Origin of the sequence: Pseudidiomarina atlantica (assembly GCF_000753735.1) — a bacterium.
Lineage (GTDB): Bacteria > Pseudomonadota > Gammaproteobacteria > Enterobacterales > Alteromonadaceae > Pseudidiomarina > Pseudidiomarina atlantica.
Genome location: NZ_JPIN01000002.1, coordinates 62,901 through 89,543, shown reverse-complemented (window position 1 = coordinate 89,543; position 26,643 = coordinate 62,901). Strand labels below are relative to the sequence as shown.

The window sequence follows — 26,643 nt, the reverse complement described above, 5'->3', positions numbered from 1 at the left end:
GCATCATGACTTTAGAGGTTTCAACCGCACAAATCGAAGCCGTTGCCGAACAGGTACAGGTTCACAAATTCGGGGGTAGCAGCCTCGCTGATGCCTATTGTTATCGTCGCGTTGCCCGCATCGTTACTGAATATGCTGGGGCTAGTGATTTGGTCGTAGTGTCTGCCGCTGGCGATACCACCAACCGTATTTTGGCGATCATTGACGCCAAAGAAGAAGGCGATGAAACTGACGACTTCGGTATGGCTGAAGTGTTGTTGAAACAGCTAGAGAAGTATCAACACGGCTTGATTACCGATTTACTAAGCGGTGATATCTTAACCAGTGTCATGGAGGCGTCTAAACAGGACTTCAGCCGCTGGTGGAACTGGCTAGCCGGTGGCGAAGAGATCAAAAATCGACCAGAATTACTGTCCTATGGTGAATTATGGTCGGCACGCCTTCTCGCCGCACTGCTGCAACAACAAGGCATTCGTGCTGATTACATCGATGCACGCAGCTTCTTGGTCGCGGATGACGCGCCGGAGCCATTAATTCGCGTTGAAATTTCGCGTGAAGGCCTATTGAATCGCATCGCCCCGCATGCTGGCACCCGCTTTATTGTCACCGGCTTTATTTGTAGCGACCCCAACGGCCGCTCATTGATTCTTGGTCGTAATGGCAGTGACTATTCCGCCACCTTGGTTGGCAGCCTGATTGATTCGAAGCAAGTCACTATTTGGAAAGACGTCGCCGGCGTTTATTCCGCCGATCCACGCAAGGTTGAGCGCGTCGTTAGCTTACCTATTCTCGATTGGCGCGAGGCCGAAGAACTGGCCCGTTTGGGCAGCCCTGTGTTGCACCCGCGCACCTTTCAACCGGTGAATCGTGAGCGCATGGTCATAGCCGTACGCTCGAGCCTAAAAGTCGAGAACCAACAAACGCGTATCGGTCAGTATGAAGATACCGAGCCCACCGGCAAAGTGCTTACTGCGCTTGCCGACGTTGTTTTGTTCCGCGTCGACTTGCGCGATGCCAAGCTCATTGAGGCCTTTGAAGAGCTTGATTTGACACCGCTGATTAGCTGGAACGAAATTGCCCAGCATCAGGCCTACTATGCCTATCACCAGAACCACCAGGACTATATGACCGCTTGGTTGGAACAGGTCGATAGCAAAAATAACGCGAGCCAACTGACCGGGTATGCGATGTTGGCGTTGGTCGGCAATCGAATTCAGGAAACCGAACAGTTCGGTGTGTTTAAACAAGAAGTTAGCGAACAGGCGCTGCGGCGCTTGGCGTTGACGCCTGACAATAATGCGGTGGTCGCGATTCTTGAACAGAAGCTCGACAATCGCCTACTGAACCGTATTCACAGTCAGTTGTTTAATCACCGCCGTAGCCTTGGCGTACTGGTGGTCGGCCGCGGTAATATCGGTAGCGCTTGGCTGTCGCTGTATCGCCGCTTGCGCGAACGCATCAACGAGCAAATGGATGTACGCATTATCGGTATTCTCAACTCGACGCAGATGTGGCTCGACTACAACGGCCTTGATTTGACCGACTGGCAAGATCAATTTGAACGTTTGGCGCGACCGTACGAAATGAGTCAGCTGATCCCTGAATTGCCGAACGCACCATATGATGAGCTGGTGATGCTCGATTTGACCGATGCCATCGCGGTGGCACAGTTGTATCCGAGCTTTTTCGCGAACGGTTTGCACATCATTAGTGCCAACAAGCGCGCCGGCGCATCGAACGAAAGCCAATACAGTGAAATTCGTACGATTCAGCAAGAGTATCAGCGCGAGTGGTACTACAACACTACCGTCGGCGCAGGCTTACCGCTGAATTATGCCCTCAATGACTTGCGTAACTCGGGCGACACCATTCGCAGTATTTCGGGTATTTTCTCGGGTACCATGTCGTGGTTGTTTGAGAACTTTAATAGCGAAGTAAACTTTAGCGACCTGGTGCGTGACGCCAAACAACGCGGCCTGACGGAACCGGATCCGCGGGAAGACTTATCGTGTCAAGATATTATCCGCAAACTGCTGATCCTCGCCCGCGAAATTGGTTTGCGTTTGGACTGGAAAGACATCGATGTTGACAGTCTGCTGCCGGAACACCTCGCCGAGATCCCGCTCGATGAGTTCATGCAGCGCTTACCGGAAATTGATGAAGGCATGCAAGATCTCTACGCCGATGCGCAAAAAACCGGCAAAGTGCCGCGGTTGCTCGCTAGTTTTGCCGTGCAAGACGACGATACCGTTCGGGCACGGGTCGGTATCGAGTACATCCCTGAAGGTGACATGTTGGCGAACTTGATCCCGGGCGAAAATATTTTCGTGATTTATACCGATTGGTATCACGAAATGCCGCTCGTTATCAGTGGCCCGGGTGCTGGTAAAGAAGTCACCGCTGGCGGCGTGCAGTCAGATTTGAACCAACTGCTAAGCCGCCTCGCAAAAGCCAAATAAAGGTTTAGAAAATCGAGTCGTCATCACCGAACACGGTTGGTGACGACTTGTCATCAACGTATTCTTTTGGCGCCGTACCCGGCAAAAAATACTCAAAACGTGTGGTGTAGTCATTGGCTCGGCTCAACTTGCCGGTTGCCAGATCGATGCGCGCCATAACAAGGCCCGGAGGCACTTCGAATGGCTCGGCTGCGACTTGTGAAATCGCTCCCTCCATAAACTCAATCCACATTGGCAGGGCCGTTTTCGCACCGGCTTCGGTGCCGCTTATCGCTTGTTCGGAACTATCAAGATTGCTGTTCATGGTGGTACTGCCAAGCGCGCGCTCGAGGTTATCGAAACCTACCCAGCCGGTAGCCACTAAACCCGATACATAGCCGGAGAACCAGGTATCTTTGACATCGTTGGTGGTACCGGTCTTACCGACAATGTTGCGCCCAGCCTTATCAATAATGATGTCCGAGCGCTGAATCCGCCACGCGGTACCATTCCAACCGGTTTTGTGGGCCCAGCTACCGCCGCCCCAGACCGCTGAATTCATCGCTTGCGTCACCAAGAAGGCATTTTGTTCAGAGATCACTTGTGGTGCCTGCACCACATCACGATCTTCTGGTTCACACTCAATACAGGCAACTTTCGGCCGCGCGCGGTAAATTTCGGTATCGCTATCATCGACAATGCGTTCAATGAAATAAGGTTCGACTAAGTAACCGCCATTGGCAAAAACAGCATAACCACGCGCAACTTCCAGCGGTGTCATGGACGACGAACCTAGCGATAAGGATTCATTGCGCGGCAATTCGTCATAATCGAAACCAAACTTGGTCAAATGCTGCACCACAGTTTCGATCCCCATAGCTCGCAACAGGCGTACCGATACCACGTTTTTCGATTTCGCAAGCGCTTGGCGCACACGTATCGGACCATCGTAAACATCAGGCGAGTTGCGTGGCCGCCAAGCAATACCGCTGCCTGGGTTCCACTGGTTGATGGGCGCATCATTCACTAGGGTCGCCAGTGTAAAGCCATTATCCAGCGCCGCCGAATAAATGAAGGGTTTAATATTCGACCCCACTTGTCGCTCAGCCTGCACTGCGCGGTTGTATTGACTCACTTTAAAGCTATAACCACCCACTGCCGCGGCGATACCGCCGTCGTTCGGACGCAGCGCAACAACCGCCGCACTTGGTTCTGGAACTTGAGCAAGGCGCCAACCTTTGTCCGTTTCGCGCACGCGAACTACAGCGCCTACGGTAAAAATATCGGCAACCGTGCTTGGCGCATTGCCCTGGCGTTCGGGATTAATGTAAGGACGCGCCCAAGCCATGCCAGCCCATGGTAAGGTTGCCTCAGTGCCGTCCGCAAACAACAATTGCGCGTCTTGCTCGGTGGTGGCAAGCACCACTGCTGGCAGCGTCAAACCAATCCGCTCAAAGTTCTCCAATTGCTCAAGCAGTTCCTCACGCGCTGGCATGCTGTCGCTCTCTGCTTGCCAGAGTTGTGCTTCCACCCCACGGAAACCATGGCGTTCATCGTAGTTGTGCAAATTGTTCTGGACCGCTTTTTGCGCCGCCCGTTGCTGTTGTGCACTCGCTGTCACATAAACTTTAAGGCCGCTGTTATAGGCCGTTTCTTCGCCATAGCGCGCGACCATTTCGGCGCGCACCATTTCAGCAAGATAAGGCGCGCTCATAGTCACTTCTGCACCGTGCAGGCGCGTGCGAATCGGTTCTGCTAGCGCTGCCTGATAGTCAGCTTCGGTAATTTTATCTTCGGCCAGCATCCGCCCGAGCACCACCGCGCGGCGCTCTTCAGCACGCGCTGGGTTAGAAATCGGGTTCATGGTTGACGGTGCTTTCGGTAAGCCGGCAATCATTGCCATTTGCGCTAGCGTTAAATCTTGCAATTCTTTGCCGTAATAGACTTGGGCGGCAGCGCCGACACCATGTGCGCGATGGCCGAAGGTAATTTTGTTCAGATACAACTCAAGAATTTCATCTTTTTCGAGTTCACTTTCGAGCCGCAAGGCAATAAATGCCTCTTTTATTTTTCGCGTCCACGTTTGCTCAAAAGTAAGGTAGAAATTTCGGGCCAACTGTTGCGTTATAGTACTACCACCGCCTTGAATTTCACCGGTGACAACTAAGTCAACAAACGCACGCATCACGCCAATAGGGTCGATGCCCCAATGCTGATAAAAACGCTGGTCTTCGGTCGCTAAGAACGCGTCAATTAAGGGCTGCGGCACATCCTCTAGGGCTACCGGAATACGCCGAATTTCACCGAATTGCGCGATCAATTCACCATCGCTTGAGTAGACTTGCATCGGGGTTTGCAAGCGCACATCGCGCAATTCAGCCACGCTTGGTAGTTCATCTTCGAAGTACCAATACATGCTAGCAACTGTAATTCCCCCTAGAACAATTGCTATAAATAGGCTATACATTAACCACTTCAGGATTTTCACAAAATTTATCCTTTTTTGGATCTGGTGCTATCTTGTAAACAAATAGTTAGGAATTGCTATAGACTGCGTCTTATTATAAAGCGATACGTTAAGATTCCTACGCGTTAACACTGTCTGCTAGACTCTTTGCGTAAATCTTACACTATGACGTGCGCAGCATGTGGCAACTAAGAACAATAAATTATAAGCCATTTTCAATTCCCATCGGGAGAACATTATGGGGCTGTTTGGTCTAGGTAAAAAGCCTGGTCTAGGCATCGATATCGGAACAGACGCAATCAAGGCAATCGAACTCGTAGCCCAAGGGGATACGTACGAGATTGTGCGTGCAGCTGAAACCCAGTTGCCGAAGAATCTGATTACCGACGATGAAATTACCGACATAGAGAAACTTGCTCGCGCGCTCAAGCAGACGCGCAAGTCACTGAGTTCGCGTACCGTGGATGTTGTTGGCTCAGTCTCTGGGAGCCAAGCGATTTCCAAGCAAATCGCGGTAGGCATCGACCTCGATGACGAAGCCATCTCAGAAAAAATTGAGACTGAAGCTGAAGCGCTAATTCCTTTCCCCCTAGCTGAAGTTCGTTACGACTTCGAAAGTCTCGGCGAACATCCGACCATGCCAGGCCAACAGCGTGTACTGGTGACCGCGACGCGGACCATGAGTGTCGACACGCGGGTACAAGCACTGGAAGAAGCCGGCTTTAAAGTACGTATCATGGATGTTGATAACCAAGCCATTTTGCGCACTTGCGACCATGTCATGCCACATCTTTACCCTGACCTGTATGACAACAAGTTGCCATTGTTAGTTCTCGATATTAGCAGCGCCGCGGTACAAACCATTGTCATTGGCGGCGGTGAGGTCCTATTTACGCGCTATCAGAGTGGCGGGCTTGGCCAGTTATTCAGTGCGCTGGACGGCGAAGGCAAAGTTGACCACGGTGAATTATTTGCCAAGCTACGCTCTGACGAAGTCGAAGAGTTCTCGCCGCTGGTGGTGCAGGATTTTCTGGGCAACTTATGGGCCAAAGTCAGCCGCGGTATTCAGATTTATCGCAGTAACTCGCCGAAAAAGGATTTTGCCGGCGTGCTCCTGATCAATAGTGGCGCTATGCTGCCGATGGTCGTGCAAGCGATGAGTGAACAAGTCGACTATCCAGTCATTAGCTTAAACCCTTTCGAGCACTTCCCATTGCCGGACAAATACTCGCATTTACAGTCACATGGACCGCGCTTTGTTGAGGCCCTTGGGCTCGCGTTACGGAGTTTCACACCATGGCACACGTAAACCTGCTCCCATGGCGTGAAATAGCACGTCAACGCGCCAAGCAAGCGTTTGGTATCAAAGCCTTCGTCGCACTGGCCATTGCGGCTGGGTTGCTATTCTCAGCCTATACCGTGATTAAAGACTACCAACAAGAACAGCGCGCGCGAAATCAGTATTTAGAAGCGCAAATCGCCATACTCGATGAGCAAATCGCAGAGATTCAGGAAATTAATAAGAAGAAAGACGAAATTATCAATCGTATGGAACTCATTCAGTCGCTGCATCGCGACCGCAACACGGCCATTCGAATGCTCAACGAGTTATCTGAGCTAACACCCGATGGCGTGCACATTTTGACTCTAGAAAAACGTGGCAATGTCTTGAACATGCGCGGCCGCAGCGTTTCCAATAATCGCGTATCAGAGTTTTTGCGAGCGATGAGTACATCGGAAGTCTTCCGTAACCCGATGTTACGTGAAATTGAAAATGACGCGGACGGTGAAGCTGGCCCGACTGAATACAGTGCTTTCAGTCTCAGTGTACAACTCTGGCAACCGGCTGAAGAAATGACTGATGATGAAGCTGCAGGAGGTGGCGCATGAACCTTCGCGAATTAGACATTAATGAAATTCCGTTTTGGCCTGCACCCTTCCGCTTTGGTGCACTGATTTTGCTCATTGTCGTGTGTGTCGGCTTAGGCTACCACTTCTTGCTTGCTGATGAATGGGCTGCTTACAAGCGTGAACAAGCCAAAGAATCCCAATTGAAACAAGATTACCAAATCAAATATCAGTCGGCGGTCAATTTACCGGTTTACCGCGAGCAGTTCGAGCAACTTAACAAAGACCTTGAGGTGTTGTTGGACATGTTGCCAAACGATGATGAAACGGCTCGTTTACTTGACGATATTACCTTGGTCGGCACCCGCAGCGGGCTGGACTTCGATCGCATTGAGTGGCTACCGTCTCAGCCGCGTGAGTTCTACACCGCGCTACCGATGCGCTTTGATTTGCAAGGCGGTTATCATCAGATCGGTCAATTTATTGGACAAATCGCTGGTTTACATCGGATTATCAGCGTCAAAGATTTCACCTTAGAACGCGAAGATTTAACCTCAGAATTGCGCTTGAATGTGACTGCTGAGACCTATCGGCAACAAACCTTGAGGGCAGAACCATGAGTTATCGTTTCACCCTCTCAATCGCTGCTGCATTCGTGTTGATTGGTTGCGGACAAAGCGGTAACCAAGATCTGGTTGCCTATACCGAGCAAGTGCGTGCAGAATCTGTGCCTAGTGTACCGCCGCTGCCCTCACTGCCAGAACTCACACGTGTTGAGTACACCGGTACCAATTACCGTAATCCGTTCGAGCCTGCGCGCCTCAATGCGCCAGAGCCTGGTCAAAACACCCCAGGGTGTCCACAACCTAATCTCGAGCGCCCGCGCGCCGAGTTGGAGTCGCTGGGGCTAGATCAGTTCACGCTGGTTGGCACTATGGAAACCAACGCCGATGGCCAAGTCGCCTTGCTCAGCACCAACCAAGGGCGTCTATATCGCGTCGCAATGGGAGCCTACATCGGGCTCAATCTAGGACAAGTTTCACAAATTAACCCAGATTTCATAATGATAACTGAATGGGTTCCAGCCGGTGATGGTTGTTGGCAACAACGCGAAACCGCACTGCGCCTACCGGGTACACAAGGGAGTTCAGATCTATGACGTACGCTATTCGTTTCATCATGCTAGCGCTGCTGCTGCCAGTGATGGCCAGCGCAAATGAGCTAGTACGTATCGAACAAATTCCGTTGGCAAATGATCGCTTCAACCTTGAGGTGCATTTCGCTGAAGCGGTGCAAGCTCCCGTGGTGCGACGTAGTGACAACCCGTTGGTGCACGAATTCTTGTTGCTCGGTACTGCTAACGACCTCAGTAACGGCGTACAAAGCCTTGCTGACCATCCCTTGTTGCGTAACGTTGAGCTCCAACAACAACGTGAAGACACTTTGCTACGTGTCACCACGACCAAACCGTTAGAGCATTTAATGAGCCGCTATGAAGGCGTAATGGTGCTGGTATTTGTCGATTCAGGCAAAGAACAGACGTACGCGGATACCGCCGTTGAACCTGCGCCGGTCACCACAACTGAACCTGAAGCTGCCAGTACCGAACCCGAAATGGCGGCTGTGACTGAGGCTCCTGAACAATCACAAGCACCCCAACAACCGGCTGTCGTTACCACTAGTGCGAGTAATGACAGCGATTTACCCAGCATCACCGATATCGATTTTACCCGCTTGCCGGATGACGTTGCCTTGCTACGGGTCAACCTTAGCGATGACAGTATTGATCATGAAGCACGTGTGCGTGGGAATCGTCTAGAACTGACGCTGTATGACACTGACATCGATGATGAACTGCTCTATGTGCTTGATGTGAGTCAATTTGCCACCCCTATCGCCCATATTGAGACCTTCCGTGAAGGCGCCGATGCGGTGATCACCATCACCGGTAAAGGACCATTCCAGCATCAATTGGAGCAAATTGATGGGCATTTGAATTTGAAATTCGCTGAACCCGTTGAAGTGGTTGAAAATGACGGTTCGCAACGTCCTATCTCACTCAATTTCCAAGACGTTCCGGTGCGCCAGTTGCTGCAAATTTTGGCGAACGAGAACAATTTGAACTTGGTCGCGAGTGAATCGGTATCCGGCAACATAACCTTGCGCCTAGAGAATGTTCCTTGGCAGCGTGCATTAAATACCATTTTGCGTGTGAAAGGGTTATCCAGCCGCATGGATAGCAATATTCTGATTGTTGCCCCTTCAGAAGAGTTAGCTGAACGCGAAGCGCAAGAGTTAGAAGCTAAGCAACGTCTATCACAGCTGGCACCGCTTGAGAGTGCTTATATTCAGATCAATTACGCAAAAGCTGCTGACATTGCCGCTATTTTGCGCACCGAAAGCTCTGATTTATTGTCTGAGCGCGGCGCGGTAACCGTTGATGAGCGCACCAACACCTTGCTGGTCCGCGACACACCGAGACAAATTGAAGAAGTTGAATCGATGGTCAAAACGCTCGATGTGGCGGTCAAGCAAGTGGTAATTGAGGCTCGTATGGTGACCGTTCGTGACAACATCAGCGATGAGCTCGGTATTAATTGGGGCCTGACCAATCCGAATATCGATGGGCCTGACCTGTGGGGTTCAGATACCGAGACCGGCGGTGACTTCAACGTGAATTTACCGGTGACCAACCCAGGCGCAACCATTGGCTTCCAAATCGCTAAGTTGGCAGACGGTCGCTTACTTGACCTGGAACTATCGGCAATAGAGCGGGAGAACAAAGGTGAAGTGATAGCGAGTCCGCGCATCACTACAGCCAACCAGAAAAAAGCCTACATTGAACAAGGTACGGAAATTCCATATGTAGAGAGTGCATCTTCTGGTGCGACTTCAGTTCAGTTCAAAAAGGCCGTGTTAGGGTTAGAAGTGACGCCGCAAATCACGCCTGATAATCGCGTGATCATGGACTTGGTGATCACCCAGAATACCCGTGGCGAAACCGTGCAAACACCGACAGGTCCTGCAGTGTCCATCGATACTCAAGAGATCGGTACACAAGTGCTCGTCGAAAACGGTGAAACCATTGTGCTTGGTGGCATCTACCAGCAGCAAATTCTCAATGACATCACTAAAGTGCCAGTACTTGGCGATATTCCATATGTTGGCGTATTGTTCCGTAACGACAGTCAAATTCATGAAAAACGTGAATTATTGATTTTCGTAACGCCACGAATTGTAATGTCGACGCCTTAGTCCTTGCCTAAATGGCTGTGACTTGCGATAATCCCGCCTCTTTTTGGTTGGGTTAAGGAAGGTCTAAAGACACTCCGGATTCCGTGAGTCACAGCTGTTAACGAGTGATGTAAAGCAAAGATATGGCTGAAAAACGTAACATTTTCTTAGTGGGTCCTATGGGGGCCGGCAAAAGTACCATTGGTCGACAACTTGCTCGACAACTTCATCTAGAATTCTTCGATTCCGATACCGAAATTGAACGCCGCACCGGTGCAGATATTGCGTGGGTCTTCGAATTGGAGGGTGAAGAAGGCTTTCGTGCGCGTGAAGAAAAAGTTATCGAAGAGCTAACCGAGAATACTGGTATTGTCTTGGCAACTGGCGGCGGCTCAATTTTGAGCAAAGAAAGTCGCAATCGCTTGTCGGCACGCGGCATTGTGGTTTACCTGCAAACGCCTATCGAAAAACAACTGGCACGCACGCAACGCGACAAACGTCGGCCTTTGATTGCCGAAGCAGAGGACCCTCGTGCAGTGCTTGAAGAGCTCGCCGCTATCCGTAATCCTCTGTACGAAGAGATTGCTGATGTCGTAGTGCGTACTGACGAGCAGAATGCTAAGTTTGTGGTCGATAAAATTATCGAGCAAGTGGGGCTTTAACCGCGGAGTTTACCAATGCAAGCCAACCCTGAGGCTATTTCACACCGTATTCAAGTTGGTCTTGCCGAACGCAGTTATCCCATTTTTATCGGTCAGCAGTTGCTGTCTCAGCTTGCTGACCTTTTACCACGACTCCCTCAGCAAATCTGCATTATTACCAATGCCCTAGTCGCTTCCCATTATTTAGCGACCGTGCGTGATGCCTTGCCTGCATCATGCAAGGTTATCGTGCATGAGATCCCCGATGGCGAGCATGGCAAAAGCCTAGAAAATTACGGCTTAGTCATGGACACCCTGATCAACGCGAGTTTCAACCGTGACTGCGCGGTGATTGCTCTCGGTGGCGGCGTTGTAGGAGACTTGGCGGGCTTTGTTGCGGCAACTTTTCAACGCGGCGTCGCGTTCTATCAAATCCCGACCACTTTATTGGCACAAGTAGACTCCTCTGTGGGTGGCAAGACCGCTATCAACCATCCTGGTGGCAAAAACTTAGTTGGCGCGTTTTACCAACCACAAGCAGTGGTGATCAGTCACGACTGTTTGCTAACCCTTAGTGACCGCGACTATGCCTGTGGACTTGCCGAAATCGTCAAATACGGCATCGTTTACGACGCCGACTTTTTTGCGTGGCTCGAAGCCAACCAGCAACCGTTAAATGCCCGCGAGCCACAGGCGTTAGCCTATGCCATTGCGCGGTCTTGTGAAATCAAAGCTGAGATTGTTGCGGCCGACGAGCATGAGCACGGCATTCGCGCTCTGCTTAACCTCGGCCATACTTTTGGTCACGCCATTGAAGCCGAATGCTACGCTAGTTGGCGCCACGGTGAAGCTGTCGCCGCAGGCACTGCTATTGCTGCGCACTTTATGCTGCAACAGAGCGAGCTCAGCAGCGCGGAAGTCGAGCGTATCTGCCATTTACTCAGCGCATTCGGCTTGCCTACGCAGGCGCCACATCTAAGCGAAAGCCAGTGGCAAGCGCGCATGCAACGTGATAAAAAGGTACAAGCTGGGCGTATCCGCTTGGTACTGCCAACCCGCATTGGCCACGCCGAGGTACGCACTATTACTGATTGGCAGCCTGTTTGGACCGCCATTAGCGCGCTGACATCAACTTCTAGCTAAGCTTGGACCACTATCTGTGACGAAAAAAAATCGCGCCTTTTTGAAATGGGCAGGCGGCAAATTTAGCTTGATCGAACCGATTACCGCTCTCTTGCCTGAGGGCGATAAGTTGGTAGAACCCTTTGTAGGTGCCGGTTCGGTATTTCTCAATACTGATTACCCTAGCTACGTTTTGAACGATATTAATCCTGACCTCATTGGCTTGTTCAAAACTATCAAACGCCGTCCGCAAACCTTTATCAATGATGCGCGCAAGTTTTTTGTCGATGCCAACAATAACGACAATGCGTACTACGCGTTGCGTCAGCAATTTAACGAAAGTGCCGATGTGTATCAGCGTTCGCTGCTGTTTTTATACCTCAATCGCCACGGCTACAATGGCTTGTGCCGCTACAATCGGTCAGGTCAATTCAATGTACCCTTTGGGCAATACCGCAAGCCCTATTTTCCGCAGCAAGAAATTGAAACTTTTGCCGAAAAAGCACAAAAAGCGACATTTACCTGCATGAGTTTTGAAAAGGTCTTTCGGCGCGCTCGCAAAGGCGCTGTGGTGTATTGCGATCCGCCTTATGCACCGTTAACTGCAACAGCAAACTTTACCAGCTACGCGGCCACCGGCTTTAGTCTCGATCAACAGCATGAACTCGCACGCCGTGCAGCGCATGCCGCCCACAAACGTGGTATTCCAGTATTAATCAGTAACCACGATACCGATTTGACGCGCTTATTGTACGCGGACGCCGACTTACAAACCCTACAAGTGTCACGCTTTATCAGTCCCAAAGGCGATAGCCGCGGTAAGGTCGCGGAAGTACTGGCGCTCTATGCGCCTTATGCACGCGCCGCAAACGTGGTATCGCTGGCACAAGCCAAACGGAAGCTAGCGCTATGAGTCAAACGTTGAACTGGACCTTGAAGTCATTTGCGGAGCTGAGCACCCGCGAGCTTTACCAATTATTGCAATTGCGCCAAGCGGTTTTCGTGGTCGAGCAGACCTGCCCCTATCAAGACGCCGATGGTGCTGATGACCAAGCGTTTCATTTATGGGCAACCGATGCCAATGGCGACATGGTCGCTTATGCACGCTTGTTTTTACCCAGCGCCACCGCGAACTATAGCCGTATCGGGCGTGTGATCAGTGCTGGCAAAGTCCGCCGCCAAGGTCTCGGGCGTGAACTCATGCGCCGTGCTATCGCATGGTGTCAACAGCAAGCTCCGCGGCATCCCATCCGCCTTGGGGCACAAGTCTACTTACGCGATTTCTACCGCTCTTTTGGCTTTGTTGAAATCAGTGATGAGTACCTTGAAGACGACATTCCCCATGTCGATATGGAGCGCTCGACGTGAGCTCCTTTGCTTTGCAACAAACACCTGCAGGACTCGGCTTGGTGTGGTTAGAACAGCCCACAATGAAACCTTTGATTATCGACTTTTTGGCGGGCAAGCAAGCATTTCGTGGTCAACAAGCGAACCTGAAAGACGAAGCCATTGCCCGCGCCTGCGGCCTGCACAAGCATAAAAATCTCACGCTGTTAGACGCCACTGCTGGGCTTGCTCGCGATGCCTGGGTATTGGTCTCGCTCGGTGCCAAGGTTACCTTGAATGAGCGCCAGCCGATGGTGCGCGAATTATTAGCCGATGCGCTACAGCGCTTGTATACGCAAGCCCCCGAATTTACTGAACAGTTGCGCTTAGCTGAATTTGCAGAACTGGCCCAAGCGCCAGCCAAAAGCTTTGATGTGGTGTATCTCGACCCGATGTACCCAAAAGGTGATCGCAAGCAAAAAGCCGCAGTTAAAAAAGATATGCAAATGTTCCAACAGTTGGTCGGTGCCGACTTAGATGCCGATGAACTGCTCGCGCCTGCACTGCGCATTGCCCGTCAGCGGGTGGCAGTGAAACGTCCACAACATGCGGATTTTTTGGCGCAGCGTAAGCCAGACCATCAAATCGTCAGTAAGAAGCATCGCTTTGATGTTTATTTATGTGCCGATGGCGTCGATGCTGCGAGAGTGCAGTCATGAGCCAAGCGTTCGATGTCATCATCATTGGTGCCGGTGCCGCCGGCTTGCATTGTGCTTGGCAGGCTGCGGCGCGCGGCCTGAAGGTCATCGTCGTTGACCACGCCAAGCAAGCGGGCAAAAAAATTCTTATTTCTGGTGGCGGTCGCTGTAATTTCACCAACCTTTACGCCAGCCCTGAAAATTATTTGTCGAGTAATCCACATTTTTGTAAATCGGCACTCAGTCGCTATACCCAGTGGGACTTTATCGCGCTGGTCGAGAAACACGGCATTGCCTATCACGAGAAAACCCTCGGACAGCTGTTTTGCGATGACTCCGCCAAGCAGATCGTCCGCATGCTGCTTGATGAATGCAGCCAGTACGGCGCACGAGTACAGCTACGCACCGAGATTCAACAGCTTGAATACGATGGGCAGGTCTATCAGCTAACAACGTCGCAGGGGCCGTTACAGGCGCCGCAACTCGTCGTTGCTTGTGGTGGTTTGTCGATGCCGAAGCTCGGTGCCACACCACTGGGCTATCAAATCGCGGAGCAGTTCGGCCATACTGTTTTGCCAGTGCGCGCCGGACTGGTGCCCTTTACCCTGCATGATCACGATAAACAAGCTTACAGCGAGCTCTCGGGGCTAGCGGTGGATGTGGTGGCGAGTAACGCGCGCGCCAGTTTTAAAGAAGCCATGCTCTTCACCCATCGGGGACTAAGTGGCCCAGCGATGCTGCAGCTATCATCCTACTGGTTGCCGGGTGAACAGTTTAAGGTTGATTTACTCCCCGAAGTTCAAGTGCGCGACGAACTTCAAAGCTTACGCCAAGAACGCCCCAAACTTGGTTTGCATACCGCATTGCAGCAATGGCTGCCGAAACGCTTCGCCAACGCTTTAGTGGCAACCCAGCAGTGGCCTGACAAAAAGCTCGCTGACTGCAGTAATGCACTATTCGATGACATCGCCGAAACGCTCTCAGCATGGCCGGTGCAGCCAAATGGCACTGAAGGCTATCGCACGGCGGAAGTGACACTAGGGGGCGTTGACACTACCGAACTCAGCTCGAAAACCATGGCGAGTCAAAAACAAGCTGGGTTGTACTTTATCGGTGAAGTGGTCGATGTGACTGGTTGGCTTGGTGGCTACAACTTTCAATGGGCGTGGGCCAGTGCTTACGCCTGCGCGCAAGCACTGAGCAATGCTGCTGAAAGCAAGTTAGAACACGTAAATAAAGCCGATACCTAGTTCTGCTTCGTAATCGCTACGCGCAATTGGACTGTCTTGCACGTCGCTGCTGTAGTGCTCGTAGAGCGCTTCGACGTAAATGCGCCAGTTGTCGTTGATATACTTTTTATAGTTGTAGTGCACGCCTACCGAGCGGAAGCCACCACTCATGTTGGTCTCGGCCAAACCAGAGGCCACTGCTTGCTCTGCCGTAATGCCAAAGTCTTTGTTGGCCAGCTCGCTATCGTGATACACCGCAACCAGCGCAAGCTCAGAACCACTACCGTCTTGTTGCGCACCAAAGCGGGTGCCAACCCCGAAGATACCAAGGTTACCGTTTTCTCCCGTAACCACACGGCCGTCTAGCCAGTAGCGCCAGTCAGCATCGAAGGCACGACGCGCTTGAAGGACCAACTCAGTACCTTCGTCCGAATCGCCAAGTCCATCCAAGTAGCCGTCATCCGAATCACCTTCTTCGCGCCCTTCCTCAAAGCCGATGGTGGCCTCAAGTAACCAGACATCATCGCGCAAGCCGCGCCAACCAATAGCTTCGCCAGCAAAGTAGAAAATATTGTCACCACTGCGCCATTGAATGCCACCCGCAGGATCTGGCTCAAAACCAAACTCGTCCGAACCCTCGTAAGCTGCTTCATATTCAATACCGGCGCCGAGTGCGAAGGCCCAGCCGTCCTCACCGCGGGTAAAGTCATCGATCGAAGGTAAAGGCACTAACTCAATTTGCTCTTCCTGCGCAAATACGGCTGGAATAGCAAGTCCATTGAGCGCAAGCGCCAACAATAAGCCAGTAGATTTTTTCATATAAAAACTCCCCAGATGAGGTGATGAAAGTGCTTCCTCAAATTCTGAGTATAGTACTTAACATCGCTGTGGGAGGATCTAGGTAGAGTAAAGTTTTTTTGCCAAAGCGGTTGATTAACAACCGCTATCGACTTTCATCATCATGCCAAACATCGATTGAGCGATGCGCATGGTGAGACTCTCAAGTTGCTCTTGTTGCTCGGCAGTCATATCGGTTTCGACATTGCTGTCTTCGGCGGGCAGTTTGGCTTCGAAAGCTTCGCTCACCGCAGTGACTTCTGACTCGCAGATTTTGTCCTGCTGTGCCAAGCTTTCTAGCTCATTGGCAAATTCGCTCATCGCCTGCAGCGCTTGTTCTTCAGGTGTTGCTGTTGAACACGCGGTGAGACCGAGCGCCAAACAGGCAAGCACGGCAAAGGTAGTTAATTTTTTCATTGTGGTTTCCTTAGGTTGCCATACGGCAGATTAGAGTTCGTCGGTGCCCACCAGTTCTTCTTCAACTTCGTCAGCGGTTGCGGCCACTGCACTAATAGCAGTATAGAGCGCATCACCGGTCGACTGCGCGGACATTTGGGCCCGGAAAATCGCCACATAATCGTCGCCCCACTGCTGCAATTCCCAGCCGCCTAAGCGTACTTGCGCGCTGCGTAGCAGAAAATCTTCACCGAGCTGGCGATCAAATGGCATCTTCTGCAAGTGACCGACGGACCATACTTCACGAATCTCCAGATCTTCAAGACGGTAGGTTTCGCTACTGACATAAACGACATGCGAGCGGTCATCGTCAAATTCGATCACCAGTTTAAAGTCATTATCCTCATCAATCTCGTAATTCAGACCCACTGCATCAAGTGCTTCTTTGACGCGCACATCGTAAGTGACTTCGTCATCGCCGATTTGCGCAGTTGCTGGTGCTGCAGTTAACAAGACAGAGAAAAGAGTGGCCGCGGTTAAATGGTTCACATGGTATCCTTTGATTGTGATGTTATTGTTATGCTTGGTGCCTAAGTTACCGCGTTTTATTGCTGATTTCTAAACAAATTTGCGCGTGGTAGGGTAGAGTGGTTGCTCATAGGCGAAAACAAGGGGCTAGTATGCCAAGTTTTGCACGTCCTCCGCGTCTGCAAAAAGCTTCGGGTGAAGTACGTCGCGTTGGTTTCGAGTTTGAATTTTCCGGTATTGATGTCGCTACCGCAGCTGAGGCTGTCGCACGGGTTTTTGGTGGCTCACCCTATGCGAAATCTCCGGCACGTTGGCAAGTCGAAAGCCCGCGCGGCGATTTTAAAATTGAAATCGACTGGCAGTTTTTACAACAACTCGCCGCCGACCAAGGTGAGCATGCTAACGCTGAGGCATGGCTCGATTCGCTCAGCCAAGCCGCGAGTTATGTGGTGCCGATTGAAGTCGTTTCACCACCACTCGCGATGGACGACCTCGATAAACTCGGTGAGCTCATTGTTGCGTTACGTGACGCCGGTGCCCAAGGGACCGATGAGTCTTTTATTGCGGCTTACGGCACCCATATCAACCCGGAGCTGCCCGATCATGAGCCGACTACAATCTTGCATTACATGCAGGCCTATGCGTTGCTGCAATGGTGGCTCGTTCGCGCCCACGATGTCGATAAAACACGGCGCGTCAGCCCCTATATTGACTTGTATCCTGAGAGCTATGTGCGCCAGTTAGTGGCGTATGACGAAGTGACGCTCGAACAGTTGATCGATGACTATTTGGCAGCTAACCCAACCCGTAACCGCGCTTTGGATATGTTGCCACTGTTTGCCGAACTTGACGCGGAGCGGGTGCGCGCTGAATTAGATGACAGCAAAATTAAAGCGCGCCCGACACTGCATTATCGATTACCGAATTGTCGCATCAATGAGCCCAACTGGTCGCTGCAAACTGACTGGCAGATTTGGTGCCAAGTCGAACAGCTCGCAAGTCGACCGAGAGCACTGCAAGAGTTAGCGCAGGCCTTTCAAGCAGCCGACCGGCCGGTACTCGGAGTCGCGCGACAACCCTGGATCACCAAGGTAGATACATGGCTCAACGAAAACCTCGGATAGGCGTTACCGGCGCTGGTAAGAAGTGGTCGCCGAGTTGGTGGTGTACGCGCTTCGCATTATGGTTATGCGGTGCTGAAGTAGAACGCATCAGTGTCCATCACCGACCTTCCGGATTACCCCTCGACGGTATGGTCATCGGTGGTGGTAGCGATATTTCACCAGAGCATTACGGCGGTACTTTGTCAGGCAAGGTCAAGCATGATCCTGAACGTGACGATCTAGAAATTCGTTGGATCAAAAAAGCTCTTCGCGATAACGTGCCGATGCTGGGTATTTGCCGTGGTGCGCAGTTAATCAACGTCGTGCATGGGGGTAATCTTTACGATGACATCCGGCATCTACGCAAAAAAACTTACAATCGACCGGGATTACTTCCGACCAAGCAAGTCTTTATTGCCGCTGAGAGCAAGTTGCGTGATCTCCTCGATAAGCCCAAGCTGCGGGTCAACAGCTTACATCATCAAGCAGTGCATGATGTAGGCCGCGATTTGAAAATCGTCGCGCACGACCTAGATGATATTCCACAAGCTATTGAAAGTACTGGCGAACATCAACTATTGGGAGTTCAGTGGCACCCCGAGTACTTGTTTTATGTGTCCAGCGAACTCCGTATTTTTCGCTGGTTGGTGAAAGCTGCGAAGCGCTCGTCAAACCTCGGTTAACACCGCTTGCAGTTCAGGTAAAGAGGTCACCGTGTAGTGCGGTGGTTCGGCAAGTGGAAAGGATTCAGCATGCCGATTGAGCCAACACGCGTGTAGCCCACTGCGTTGTGCACCGAGCACATCCGAATGTGGGTTGTCACCAGTCATCAACACCCGTTCACGCGCACTTTGCTGCATTTTTTGCAAGGCATGGTCAAAAATCCGTGGATCTGGTTTCGCTACTCCAACTTGCTCAGAAATAACAACCAAATCAACCAAGTCACGTAAACCAGTTTGCTGTAGTCGGGCCTCTTGCAACTCAGTAAAACCATTGGTGACAATTCCCACTTTCGCCGCAGTACGCGCTTGTTCCAAGAGTTCGCGTGCGCCCTCTAACGGTTTACAGATGTGTGCCATCGCGGTTAGGAATGCGGAGTTCAGTTCGTCGGCACTGACCTCAAGCTTAGCTGCCCATTGCGCAAAACGCTGTCGCTGCAAGCTTTTCGCGTCAATTTGCCCTGCTTGATAAGCATCCCATAGCGGTTTATTAAGCGCTTGGTACTCGCTGTAGTCGTGCGCTTGAAAGGTTACCCCATAAGCTTGGAACATGTGCTGTAAGCCCACAAATGCATCAAATGAGAAGAGCGTCTCGTCAGCATCGAACAGTAGCCAATCGTAATTGTGTAAGGTCATGAAACTCCTGTACCTAGGCTTGAGGGGACCAAATAAACGTGGTTAGTTGCTCGCCAGATTGAGGTTCTGTAACCGCATCCGTGGGTTGAAACCCTATCGCGGTCAGTAAGCGCTGACTTGCAGTATTGGCTTTACTCGTGATTGCCAACAATTGTCGCAGCTGTAAATGCTGAGCCGCATAATCAAGGGTTGCTAGCGCAGCTTGACGCGCAATACCTTGGCCGTAAAAACGCGGCAATAAGGCAAAGCCAATATCTGGGCTGGCGAGGTAATCACGTTTGACCAAGCCACACACCCCAGCAAGTTCACCATTAACTTCGATGACCCATAATCCGAAACCATGTTCCAAGTAGCTACCACGCAGGTTTTGGTTGATGTACCGCTTGGCATCTTCAAGGGTCACAATACCACGGTCACCAATATTGCGGCGGAAGTCGTCGCCGCAATAGAGTTCATGTATGAACTGCGCGTCATCCAAGATTACTTCTCGCAGCGTCAGCGCTGCTGTTGTTGTTATTACCTTCATGCTTGCCACCATAGCGTTGCAATACCAATAAGGATAAACACCGCTGCGGCGATATAACGTACCAAGTTCAACGGCACTTTGCGCATCAGCTTTTCACCTAACAGTACCACAGGAACATTCGCAATCAACATGCCGAGCGTGGTGCCCATAGTCACCCAGAATACGCTTGCGTACTGAGCGCCTAAGACAATGGTGGCAACTTGGGTTTTATCGCCAATTTCAGCAAGGAAAAATAAAATAAAAGTGGCACACAAAGCGCCGTAACACGAACATTCGGCTTCGTCGTCATCAATTTTATCGGGCACCAGCACCCAGAGGCCAATCAGGATAAAGCTCAGGGCAATGATGATGCCGGCATATTGCTCAGGAAGCCAGTCAGCAAACCAGTTACCAAACCAAGCAGAGATGAAATGATTGATCAGTGTCGCGGCAATAATACCAACGATGATGGGCCACTTTTGCCGGTAACGCGCAACCAGCAATAAACTCAAAAGCTGGGTTTTATCACCCACTTCGGCAATTGCCACAGCTACTGTTGATGTAAGAAAAGCTTCCATGATGTACTCCGGCGGGACCTGTACCAAAGGCAAACAGCAACCCCCGCCAGTTAGCGGTTGCTCTTTACCTCAGGTCTTGCCAGTTTCGGTGGCCCGAAACGAATACACCATGAGCCATTGAGGGCTCAATTATGTTGACGTATTCTCCTGCGCATCAAGCTGCAGGTCGACTACTCCCCTAAGACGACGCGCATTTTAGCCCAATCATCACGCCGACGCAATTCGCTCACTGCCAAGCTCCGAGGATCAGCCCGGCAAGCGTGAAGTAGACAGTGATGTAGCCACCGTGCACCAGCATATACGCCAAGGAACGTTGCTCAAATAAGCTAATCACAATAAAAATCATGCTCGCCCAACCAAATCCGGCAAGGAATCCGGCAGTCATGCCCCACTGCCAGTCAGTGCCAGGTGCGGCAAGGAAAAATGCGAGGTTAAGACAGATAATCCAAGACACCACTAAGGTAATGCCAAACACCTTAGCTGCATTAAAGTTTTTGAGTTGCGCGTCGCTAATACCAGCACTACGTTGCCAGACTTTGGCAAACAGCATGGGCGAGTACCACAATCCACCCACCAACAAATTGAGTAGCGTTGCTACCAGCACCGCCCAGTAATTAATCGCCATTGTTTCCATGGGTTGTCATCCTATTCGTTATTGTTATTCAGTGCATGGAAACTTATAGCTGATCTACCCCTAAATGGGAAACTACAGATTACCACTTGAGAAACTATTTAACTTTTTTGCAACTGGCGTATACTTTTCACCAGTGTATCGCTTTGCGGTAGGTCAAATTTAAGTGGTGAAAAGTATGACGTCACACATTCATTGTCAAAATTGCAGCATGGCGACCTTGTGTTTGCCCTATCAGCTGAGCCCAGAGCAAACGGAGAAGTTGGATACTATTATTCAGCGTCATCGGCCTCTACAGAAACGAGATGTGTTGATTCATAGCGGCGAGCCACTGAAGTTTCTCTATGCAGTGCGTTCGGGTTCGTTAAAGTCCTACACCCTAGATGGCCAGGGTGGTGAGCAAATCATCGATTTCCATTTGCCCGGTGACCTCATCGGTTTTGATGGTCTTATTGATGGCCAGTACCGCAGTTACACTCAAGCTCTGGAAACCACCATGCTGTGTGAGATTCCGATTCAGTCACTTGATCAACTATCGGCGGAGCTGCCGGGGTTGCGTAAGCAACTGTTGCGGGTGATGAGCGGCGAATTACACGCCAGTAAAACCTTGTTAGGTAATTTGAATCACCACACTGCCCAGCAGCGCTTGGCGAATTTTCTCGTAACATTATCGTCTCGCTTTCAGCAGCGTGGTCTCTCGAGTCGTGAGTTTCGCCTTTCGATGACCCGCGCTGACATTGGTAACTATCTTGGCCTGTCGGTTGAAACTATCAGCCGTTTGCTCACGCAACTACAACAACAAGGTTTACTGACCGTACAAAACAAACTCGTGGCGATTAATGAGCCAGAGCGCCTACGCGCCCTAGCCGCCTAGTCCTACTGGCACGAACCGCAGCAGAAGTCTTTACCATGTTGCGGTGCAGCTGCTATCGGTTCACGGAACAACACTTCATTTTCCAGTGCTATGTGCTCACGCAAGTCCGCCATTAATTCGTTGATACCCTCATAGAGCATGATCCAACTACCGCAGGCGCCACGTGGCGCTTTGCCTTGGTGCGTTAGCTTTGCCAAACGCTCGAGCAACTGCTCATGTTCGCCGTGCTCTTCTTCCATGACTGCAATCGGACCGCTTGGATAAATGCCGCCAGCTAGCATAGGAAATAAGATTTGCTCTTCTTTCATCATGTGACTGTCGAGCTCATTGGCCATTTCGCTCAGCAGATCAGCAAGACCAACTGGACATTCTTGATGATCGTTGTGTACGTCTTCAATTTTCCGCGCTAATTGAATCAACTCCGGCAATTGACGACGGTGCTTTTCGTGGTAGTTGGCGAGAATATGTTGTATGAGTTCGTTTACCGGAGCATCTTGCCATTGCTGAATAAGTTGTTGCGACATGTTTATTTCCTCAAAAGTTACTGCTTTCGCATGTGTGTCACTACAATAATTTGCAAGTTTGATGCCAGATCTACCTACTTTGATTTATATAGATATTTGTCGTCGAATGGTAAATTAGACCCATTGATTCACGGGTAAAGCCGCCAATTTGGGTTCTTTTAACCATGCAAGAAACGTCTCTTTTAGAAACACTTGTTGCTGACTTAGTCACCGAACTACCCGCCGTCGTACGTTTACAAAAGCTGGTTTCGACTTTGCGCCGCCACTTCAACTGTGGCGCGGTCGTGTTGTTGCAACAGGACCAGCACGTGCTGCGCCCCATTGCCAGTATTGGTTTGGTTCGTGAAGCGCTTGGACGTCGTTTCATTACCGAGCAGCACCCGCGCCTTGCAGCAATTCTTGCAGCGCGTGAAACGGTAAGGTTTGAGCCCGACAGCGCATTGCCTGACCCCTATGATGGCCTTATTGAGGACAGCCCAGACGGCCACCTCGCGGTGCATGACTGTATGGGGATCACGCTTTATGTTGACGGTAAATGTTGGGGCGCACTGACGCTTGATGCCTTAGACCCTGGAACTTTTAATGCGCAAACCATGCGCGAGTTACAACGGGCAAGCTTGCTAGTAGAGGCCGCCATTCGCATGGGCCAAATTGAGCAAGGTATTCGCGCGCTGCGTGAAAGCCGACGCGACACCGATACTGCTTTGAACAGCGATAGCGCCACCAGCAATGAGATTATTGGTCGTAGTGTTGCCTTGCAACAAGTTCTACAGGAGCTTGAAGTCGTTGCTAGCGCCGACCTCCCAGTGCTGCTACTCGGTGAAACTGGAGTAGGTAAAGAGCTATTTGCGCGTCAGTTACATCGCTGGTCGAGCCGCAGTGACAAGCCACTGGTTTATGTCAATTGTGCAGCGTTGCCAGAGTCTCTTGCTGAAAGCGAACTGTTTGGCCATACCCGCGGAGCATTTTCCGGCGCGACAGGTGAACGTGCCGGTAAATTCGATAGCGCCGATGGCGGCACCTTATTTTTGGATGAAGTCGGTGAGTTACCCAGCACCATCCAAGCGAAGCTCCTACGAGCGTTACAGAACGGCGAAATTCAGCGTCTAGGCAGCGACAAGTCGCACAAAGTCAACGTGCGCATTGTTGCCGCGACCAACCGCGATTTACAGCAACAAGTCAAAAGCGGCGATTTCCGCGCCGATTTATATCATCGCTTGAGCGTTTATCCGCTGCCAATACCGCCACTGCGCGAACGTCGTGATGACATCCCGTTATTAGTTGGGCACTTTCTGGAGCTCAACCGTTCACGTTTAGGTTTGCGGGCAGTGCGCCTGACCGATGCCGCAGAACGAGCCTTGGTTAGCTATGACTGGCCAGGCAACGTGCGGGAGCTCGAACATACGGTCAGCCGCGCGGCGATCAAAGCGTTGAGTCAAGGCGTTGATCGTAACTCAATACTCAGCATCGGCGTTGAGTTGCTCGATTTGCCGAACACGCCGAACCAATCACAAACTATCGATGCGACAGATTTTGCGATGACGAGCATGAATTTGCGCGACGCAGTGCAACAGTTGCAAACGCAAATGATCGAACACGCCTTACAACAAGCCGACTATAAATGGACGCAAGCGGCACGTATACTTGAGGTCGACCCGAGCAACTTACACAAACTTGCGCAACGCTTGGGCTTGAAGTGACACGGTAGAGGTTCATGACGGTTATTCTTCGTATTTTGTTATGGCGTTTAATTGCAATTTTTGCGCTGTTATTGGGGTTGGTGGGCTTACTCTTGCCGATTATGCCGACCGTGCCATTTTTGCTAGTGGCAGCATGGGCTGGCGGCAAAGGCTGGCCAGTGCTGGAGGCCAAACTGTTGGCACACCCCAAATATGGCCCGCAAATTATTGCGTGGCGTAAGTATGGCGTGGTCAAACGGCGGCCCAAAGTCATCGCCATCATGATGATGAGCGGCAGTGCAATCATGCTGTCTTTTAGCCCAGTCCATCTAGCGGTCAAATTAACCGTCATTGGCATCATGCTCAGTGTTGCCATTTGGCTGTGTTTACGCCCAGAAGAGGTGCCTAGCAATGAGCCTACCTGAACTGACCCGCGAACAACTGCTGCGTTATAGTCGCCATGTCATGCTGCCGAGCTTCGACATGCTTGGCCAAGAGCGCTTGTTACAAGCCAAAGTATTGGTGATTGGCATGGGTGGGCTTGGTTGTGCAGCAGCTCCTTATTTAGCGACCAGCGGTATAGGTCAACTGACTCTTGTCGATGGCGATGTTGTCGACGCGCATAACCTTCCGCGCCAGCATTTGTATGGTCCTGCAGATGTCGGTCAAGCAAAAGTGCTTGCTGCGCTTGCACGGTTGCAAAGCCAAGCTCCCGATTGCCAGCTCAAAGGAATAACGGAACACGTCGACGCCGAACGCCTGTATGCGCTAGTCAAGAATTTTGATGTGGTGGTGGATTGCTGCGACAACCTCACCACCCGCAACGCCATTAATCTTGCTTGTGTAAAGGCCAGAATTCCGCTCGTTTCTGGCGCGGCGATTCGCTACGAGGGCCAGCTAAGCGTATTCTTAAATGATGGTATGAGTCCGTGTTATCAGTGTTTGAGTTTGCTGTTCGGCGAGCAACAGCTGAGCTGCATGGAGGCGGGTATTCTCGCGCCTGTGGTGGGCGTTATCGGTGCCATGCAGGCCGTCGAAACACTGAAATTAATTGCACAGACCGGCGAGCCTATAAGCGGAAAAGTGATGCTGTATGATGGCTTGCACGGCGAATGGCAAACGTTCAAACTCGCTCGCCATCCACAGTGTCCGGCCTGTGCCGACTAGCCTGGCCGACCATCCGCGCGCGGTGTTGTTAAAATAGGCAGATAAACAAACACATATATAAGATAGGCCAATATCCACGCAGCTCCGGCAAATAGATACCAGTCAAATGTCATTGTTGGCCACCACCACACCGCAAACACCCGCACCAGCGCGGCAAGCGCCACCAAGCAAAAGGCGACCGACATAATGGCTTTCGGTTGTAACGGACGACCGCTATGGCCCAGTGACACCCGCGCCAGCATGCTTAGAATCATATTCCCCATCGCACCAGCTGTGAGCGCGTGAATAGCGGTACTCAACGTCACTTCACCGTTAAAGTGATGCCACGCCATGAGCGCCAAACCAATGGGTAAGAACCAGTAGGCGATATGCAACGACCAAACCAGCGGTACCCGCAAGGTGATCCAAGGTTTCCAGCGTGCACAGCGCCAGGCGAGTAGCACTGCAGCAAGCGCGTAGAGCCCTGCCAGCCATACACCGGCAAAGAAACTGCTCAATTGGGTTATTTGCAAGGCGAAAATTAGCCACAAAGTACCCAAGCCTAGCTTATCCAACCAAACCAGCGGCTGTACTTTTTGGGTCATAGTGCCATTGGCGGTGAACATCGGAATCACTCGCCCACCAACAATGGCCATTAATAATGTGATTAACAGCACCGCGTTTTGGCTACCGACTTGCTGTAAGTCAAAACGCCCGGTCAGACGGCCGTAGTACATCAAGCCATTACATAGCGTCAGCAGTAGTAATACCGGCACAAAAAATAAATTGCGCTGTTGTTTTACCGTAATAAGGGGGATAGCCAAAAAGAATGCAGCCAGCGGCAAAAACAATAAATCAATTGCAACGGGCACGTAGACCGGCAACCAAGCGCCAAACAGTAAGGCAAGACGACCCAATAGCCACACCACGGTCAGCACTGCCAATGCCCGACCATGGGTCGCTCGCAATCCGGTCCAGTTCTGCACTGCGGTAAGGAGAAATCCCACAATGATCGCAGCAACAAAGCCAAACAGCATCTCATGTGCGTGCCAAAACATGACATCGGCAAACACCGGTAATTGTATGGCACCACTTAGGACCCAAAGCCAGAGCATCATGGCAATGGCACTAAAAGTTGCACCAAGGAGAAAGAATGGCCGAAAAGCCTGACGCAGTAATGGCCACATTTTCTCTTCGACTTTCATATCTGTAATTTGAATCATGAGCTGCACACCTTAAACATGCATTTTATTTATATGTTTTATACCACAAACCGTCCGTAAAACCACGGTTAAAACCTAGAGATACCCCTGAAAACCACTTGCTCGTGAATACGCCTCATGCGACTACCTACAAAGCAGTAGTTATTGCCTATTGTCACCGATTAGAGCGTTGTTTGAAGGTTACCCAAAAGCGGTATAGATGCTGATAAAGCTTATTTATAACAGTCAGTTAGAAGCTATTGCGCTGGCGATATTCAAGTA

At 51.1% G+C, this 26,643-nt stretch carries 28 protein-coding genes and 1 riboswitch; of the genes, 18 read left to right on the top strand and 10 right to left on the bottom strand.

What is annotated here, in order from left to right; genetic code table 11:
- The first annotated feature begins 5 nt into the window (after positions 1-5).
- On the top strand, positions 6-2,459 hold the full coding sequence (gene metL, locus IDAT_RS03220) for a bifunctional aspartate kinase/homoserine dehydrogenase II (RefSeq protein ID WP_211250574.1): 2,454 nt from the start codon (positions 6-8) through the stop codon (positions 2,457-2,459).
- A 4-nt stretch (positions 2,460-2,463) separates the two neighbouring features.
- Here the strand turns inward: metL and IDAT_RS03215 are convergent, their stop codons facing one another.
- On the bottom strand, positions 2,464-4,926 hold the full coding sequence (locus IDAT_RS03215; protein WP_034730444.1) for a penicillin-binding protein 1A: 2,463 nt from the start codon (positions 4,924-4,926) through the stop codon (positions 2,464-2,466).
- Between the two features lie 217 nt (positions 4,927-5,143).
- Here IDAT_RS03215 and pilM point away from each other — a divergent pair, with 217 nt between their 5' ends.
- From pilM to IDAT_RS03160, 11 genes are all read left to right on the top strand, one after another.
- Positions 5,144-6,214: a type IV pilus biogenesis protein PilM gene (gene pilM, locus IDAT_RS03210; RefSeq protein WP_034730443.1), complete on the top strand. Its 1,071-nt coding sequence runs from the start codon at positions 5,144-5,146 to the stop codon at positions 6,212-6,214.
- Entirely contained in the window at positions 6,202-6,795 is a 594-nt protein-coding gene (locus tag IDAT_RS03205) for a PilN domain-containing protein (protein WP_051986540.1), read from the top strand. The genes pilM and IDAT_RS03205 overlap by 13 nt, the downstream gene beginning before the upstream one ends.
- On the top strand, positions 6,792-7,373 hold the full coding sequence (locus tag IDAT_RS03200; protein WP_034730442.1) for a type IV pilus inner membrane component PilO: 582 nt from the start codon (positions 6,792-6,794) through the stop codon (positions 7,371-7,373). Before IDAT_RS03205 ends, IDAT_RS03200 begins: the two co-directional genes overlap by 4 nt.
- On the top strand, positions 7,370-7,912 hold the full coding sequence (locus tag IDAT_RS03195) for a pilus assembly protein PilP (RefSeq protein WP_051986539.1): 543 nt from the start codon (positions 7,370-7,372) through the stop codon (positions 7,910-7,912). Before IDAT_RS03200 ends, IDAT_RS03195 begins: the two co-directional genes overlap by 4 nt.
- Positions 7,909-10,008, top strand: a complete 2,100-nt coding sequence (locus tag IDAT_RS03190; RefSeq protein WP_051986538.1) for a type IV pilus secretin PilQ — start codon at positions 7,909-7,911, stop codon at positions 10,006-10,008. The genes IDAT_RS03195 and IDAT_RS03190 overlap by 4 nt, the downstream gene beginning before the upstream one ends.
- 122 nt (positions 10,009-10,130) lie before the next feature.
- Complete coding sequence (aroK, locus tag IDAT_RS03185; protein ID WP_034730440.1) at positions 10,131-10,649, top strand: shikimate kinase AroK; 519 nt, start codon at positions 10,131-10,133, stop codon at positions 10,647-10,649.
- Between the two features lie 15 nt (positions 10,650-10,664).
- Positions 10,665-11,771 (top strand): 3-dehydroquinate synthase, encoded by a 1,107-nt coding sequence (gene aroB, locus IDAT_RS03180; protein WP_034730437.1) that lies wholly within the window; start codon positions 10,665-10,667, stop codon positions 11,769-11,771.
- 16 nt (positions 11,772-11,787) lie between these two features.
- A complete protein-coding gene (locus IDAT_RS03175; RefSeq protein WP_034730435.1) occupies positions 11,788-12,663 on the top strand; it encodes a Dam family site-specific DNA-(adenine-N6)-methyltransferase in 876 nt (291 codons plus the stop codon).
- A complete protein-coding gene (locus tag IDAT_RS03170; protein WP_244441590.1) occupies positions 12,660-13,118 on the top strand; it encodes a GNAT family N-acetyltransferase in 459 nt (152 codons plus the stop codon). Before IDAT_RS03175 ends, IDAT_RS03170 begins: the two co-directional genes overlap by 4 nt.
- Positions 13,115-13,795 carry a class I SAM-dependent methyltransferase gene (locus tag IDAT_RS03165; protein WP_051986537.1) on the top strand — a complete coding sequence of 227 codons (681 nt, stop codon included), beginning with the start codon at positions 13,115-13,117 and terminating at the stop codon, positions 13,793-13,795. The genes IDAT_RS03170 and IDAT_RS03165 overlap by 4 nt, the downstream gene beginning before the upstream one ends.
- Positions 13,792-15,024 (top strand): BaiN/RdsA family NAD(P)/FAD-dependent oxidoreductase, encoded by a 1,233-nt coding sequence (locus tag IDAT_RS03160; protein WP_051986536.1) that lies wholly within the window; start codon positions 13,792-13,794, stop codon positions 15,022-15,024. Before IDAT_RS03165 ends, IDAT_RS03160 begins: the two co-directional genes overlap by 4 nt.
- On the opposite strand, the gene IDAT_RS03155 is transcribed toward IDAT_RS03160, so the two are convergent.
- The 3 genes from IDAT_RS03155 to IDAT_RS12935 all read right to left on the bottom strand — a co-directional run bounded on the left by IDAT_RS03155 (position 14,995) and on the right by IDAT_RS12935 (position 16,785).
- Complete coding sequence (locus tag IDAT_RS03155; protein WP_034730434.1) at positions 14,995-15,822, bottom strand: MipA/OmpV family protein; 828 nt, start codon at positions 15,820-15,822, stop codon at positions 14,995-14,997. The two genes, IDAT_RS03160 and IDAT_RS03155, sit on opposite strands and share 30 nt — an antisense overlap.
- A 114-nt stretch (positions 15,823-15,936) precedes the next feature.
- Entirely contained in the window at positions 15,937-16,257 is a 321-nt protein-coding gene (locus IDAT_RS03150) for a hypothetical protein (protein WP_034730431.1), read from the bottom strand.
- Positions 16,258-16,287: 30 nt separating this feature from the next.
- Entirely contained in the window at positions 16,288-16,785 is a 498-nt protein-coding gene (locus IDAT_RS12935; RefSeq protein WP_051986535.1) for a hypothetical protein, read from the bottom strand.
- 131 nt (positions 16,786-16,916) lie between these two features.
- Between IDAT_RS12935 and IDAT_RS03140 the strand changes: the two genes are divergently transcribed.
- Both IDAT_RS03140 and IDAT_RS03135 read left to right on the top strand, forming a co-directional pair.
- Complete coding sequence (locus tag IDAT_RS03140) at positions 16,917-17,888, top strand: amidoligase family protein (protein WP_034730429.1); 972 nt, start codon at positions 16,917-16,919, stop codon at positions 17,886-17,888.
- Positions 17,864-18,550 (top strand): gamma-glutamyl-gamma-aminobutyrate hydrolase family protein, encoded by a 687-nt coding sequence (locus IDAT_RS03135; protein WP_034730427.1) that lies wholly within the window; start codon positions 17,864-17,866, stop codon positions 18,548-18,550. The genes IDAT_RS03140 and IDAT_RS03135 overlap by 25 nt, the downstream gene beginning before the upstream one ends.
- Here the strand turns inward: IDAT_RS03135 and yjjG are convergent.
- The 4 genes from yjjG to IDAT_RS03115 all read right to left on the bottom strand — a co-directional run bounded on the left by yjjG (position 18,536) and on the right by IDAT_RS03115 (position 20,939).
- The gene (gene yjjG, locus IDAT_RS03130; RefSeq protein WP_034730424.1) at positions 18,536-19,222 is read right to left on the bottom strand and encodes a pyrimidine 5'-nucleotidase; all 687 of its coding nucleotides are present in this window, start codon (positions 19,220-19,222) and stop codon (positions 18,536-18,538) included. The genes IDAT_RS03135 and yjjG overlap by 15 nt on opposite strands.
- A 13-nt stretch (positions 19,223-19,235) precedes the next feature.
- Positions 19,236-19,748, bottom strand: a complete 513-nt coding sequence (locus tag IDAT_RS03125; protein ID WP_034730422.1) for a GNAT family N-acetyltransferase — start codon at positions 19,746-19,748, stop codon at positions 19,236-19,238.
- Positions 19,745-20,305, bottom strand: coding sequence for a TMEM165/GDT1 family protein (locus tag IDAT_RS03120; RefSeq protein WP_034730420.1), 561 nt, complete (start codon positions 20,303-20,305; stop codon positions 19,745-19,747). Before IDAT_RS03120 ends, IDAT_RS03125 begins: the two co-directional genes overlap by 4 nt.
- A 5-nt stretch (positions 20,306-20,310) precedes the next feature.
- Positions 20,311-20,496: riboswitch (yybP-ykoY riboswitch) on the bottom strand.
- Positions 20,497-20,531: 35 nt separating this feature from the next.
- Positions 20,532-20,939 carry a DUF1761 domain-containing protein gene (locus IDAT_RS03115; protein WP_034730417.1) on the bottom strand — a complete coding sequence of 136 codons (408 nt, stop codon included), beginning with the start codon at positions 20,937-20,939 and terminating at the stop codon, positions 20,532-20,534.
- 175 nt (positions 20,940-21,114) lie between these two features.
- Here IDAT_RS03115 and fnr point away from each other — a divergent pair, with 175 nt between their 5' ends.
- A complete protein-coding gene (fnr, locus tag IDAT_RS03110; protein ID WP_034730416.1) occupies positions 21,115-21,810 on the top strand; it encodes a fumarate/nitrate reduction transcriptional regulator Fnr in 696 nt (231 codons plus the stop codon).
- Positions 21,811-21,812: 2 nt separating this feature from the next.
- Here fnr and IDAT_RS03105 read toward each other — a convergent pair whose 3' ends face one another.
- Positions 21,813-22,334 (bottom strand): hemerythrin domain-containing protein, encoded by a 522-nt coding sequence (locus IDAT_RS03105; RefSeq protein ID WP_034730414.1) that lies wholly within the window; start codon positions 22,332-22,334, stop codon positions 21,813-21,815.
- Between the two features lie 164 nt (positions 22,335-22,498).
- On the opposite strand from IDAT_RS03105, the gene norR reads away from it, so the two are divergent.
- Genes norR through IDAT_RS03090 form a run of 3 tightly spaced genes read left to right on the top strand, consistent with a single transcriptional unit; the run spans position 22,499 to position 25,180 of the window.
- Positions 22,499-24,034, top strand: coding sequence for a nitric oxide reductase transcriptional regulator NorR (gene norR, locus IDAT_RS03100; protein ID WP_034730411.1), 1,536 nt, complete (start codon positions 22,499-22,501; stop codon positions 24,032-24,034).
- Positions 24,035-24,048: 14 nt separating this feature from the next.
- Positions 24,049-24,438, top strand: a complete 390-nt coding sequence (locus IDAT_RS03095) for a YbaN family protein (RefSeq protein WP_034730410.1) — start codon at positions 24,049-24,051, stop codon at positions 24,436-24,438.
- Positions 24,425-25,180 carry a HesA/MoeB/ThiF family protein gene (locus IDAT_RS03090; protein WP_034730409.1) on the top strand — a complete coding sequence of 252 codons (756 nt, stop codon included), beginning with the start codon at positions 24,425-24,427 and terminating at the stop codon, positions 25,178-25,180. Before IDAT_RS03095 ends, IDAT_RS03090 begins: the two co-directional genes overlap by 14 nt.
- Here the strand turns inward: IDAT_RS03090 and IDAT_RS03085 are convergent.
- Positions 25,177-26,382 carry an NnrS family protein gene (locus IDAT_RS03085; protein ID WP_211250573.1) on the bottom strand — a complete coding sequence of 402 codons (1,206 nt, stop codon included), beginning with the start codon at positions 26,380-26,382 and terminating at the stop codon, positions 25,177-25,179. The genes IDAT_RS03090 and IDAT_RS03085 overlap by 4 nt on opposite strands.
- Positions 26,383-26,643: the final 261 nt, after the last annotated feature.

Bases quoted from the DNA above. Each gene is read 5' to 3' on its own strand.
- fnr (WP_034730416.1), top strand. From the start codon at position 21,115: ATGACGTCACACATTCATTGTCAAAATTGCAGCATGGCGACCTTGTGT.
- IDAT_RS03200 (WP_034730442.1), top strand. From the start codon at position 6,792: ATGAACCTTCGCGAATTAGACATTAATGAAATTCCGTTTTGGCCTGCA.
- yjjG (WP_034730424.1), bottom strand. From the start codon at position 19,222: ATGACCTTACACAATTACGATTGGCTACTGTTCGATGCTGACGAGACG.
- IDAT_RS03115 (WP_034730417.1), bottom strand. From the start codon at position 20,939: ATGGAAACAATGGCGATTAATTACTGGGCGGTGCTGGTAGCAACGCTA.
- IDAT_RS03170 (WP_244441590.1), top strand. From the start codon at position 12,660: ATGAGTCAAACGTTGAACTGGACCTTGAAGTCATTTGCGGAGCTGAGC.
- IDAT_RS03195 (WP_051986539.1), top strand. From the start codon at position 7,370: ATGAGTTATCGTTTCACCCTCTCAATCGCTGCTGCATTCGTGTTGATT.
- IDAT_RS03155 (WP_034730434.1), bottom strand. From the start codon at position 15,822: ATGAAAAAATCTACTGGCTTATTGTTGGCGCTTGCGCTCAATGGACTT.
- IDAT_RS03085 (WP_211250573.1), bottom strand. From the start codon at position 26,382: ATGATTCAAATTACAGATATGAAAGTCGAAGAGAAAATGTGGCCATTA.
- IDAT_RS03190 (WP_051986538.1), top strand. From the start codon at position 7,909: ATGACGTACGCTATTCGTTTCATCATGCTAGCGCTGCTGCTGCCAGTG.
- aroB (WP_034730437.1), top strand. From the start codon at position 10,665: ATGCAAGCCAACCCTGAGGCTATTTCACACCGTATTCAAGTTGGTCTT.
- IDAT_RS03090 (WP_034730409.1), top strand. From the start codon at position 24,425: ATGAGCCTACCTGAACTGACCCGCGAACAACTGCTGCGTTATAGTCGC.
- norR (WP_034730411.1), top strand. From the start codon at position 22,499: ATGCAAGAAACGTCTCTTTTAGAAACACTTGTTGCTGACTTAGTCACC.
- IDAT_RS03120 (WP_034730420.1), bottom strand. From the start codon at position 20,305: ATGGAAGCTTTTCTTACATCAACAGTAGCTGTGGCAATTGCCGAAGTG.
- IDAT_RS03125 (WP_034730422.1), bottom strand. From the start codon at position 19,748: ATGAAGGTAATAACAACAACAGCAGCGCTGACGCTGCGAGAAGTAATC.
- IDAT_RS03095 (WP_034730410.1), top strand. From the start codon at position 24,049: ATGACGGTTATTCTTCGTATTTTGTTATGGCGTTTAATTGCAATTTTT.
- IDAT_RS03150 (WP_034730431.1), bottom strand. From the start codon at position 16,257: ATGAAAAAATTAACTACCTTTGCCGTGCTTGCCTGTTTGGCGCTCGGT.
- metL (WP_211250574.1), top strand. From the start codon at position 6: ATGACTTTAGAGGTTTCAACCGCACAAATCGAAGCCGTTGCCGAACAG.
- IDAT_RS03105 (WP_034730414.1), bottom strand. From the start codon at position 22,334: ATGTCGCAACAACTTATTCAGCAATGGCAAGATGCTCCGGTAAACGAA.
- IDAT_RS03205 (WP_051986540.1), top strand. From the start codon at position 6,202: ATGGCACACGTAAACCTGCTCCCATGGCGTGAAATAGCACGTCAACGC.
- aroK (WP_034730440.1), top strand. From the start codon at position 10,131: ATGGCTGAAAAACGTAACATTTTCTTAGTGGGTCCTATGGGGGCCGGC.
- pilM (WP_034730443.1), top strand. From the start codon at position 5,144: ATGGGGCTGTTTGGTCTAGGTAAAAAGCCTGGTCTAGGCATCGATATC.
- IDAT_RS03135 (WP_034730427.1), top strand. From the start codon at position 17,864: ATGGCTCAACGAAAACCTCGGATAGGCGTTACCGGCGCTGGTAAGAAG.
- IDAT_RS03160 (WP_051986536.1), top strand. From the start codon at position 13,792: ATGAGCCAAGCGTTCGATGTCATCATCATTGGTGCCGGTGCCGCCGGC.
- IDAT_RS03140 (WP_034730429.1), top strand. From the start codon at position 16,917: ATGCCAAGTTTTGCACGTCCTCCGCGTCTGCAAAAAGCTTCGGGTGAA.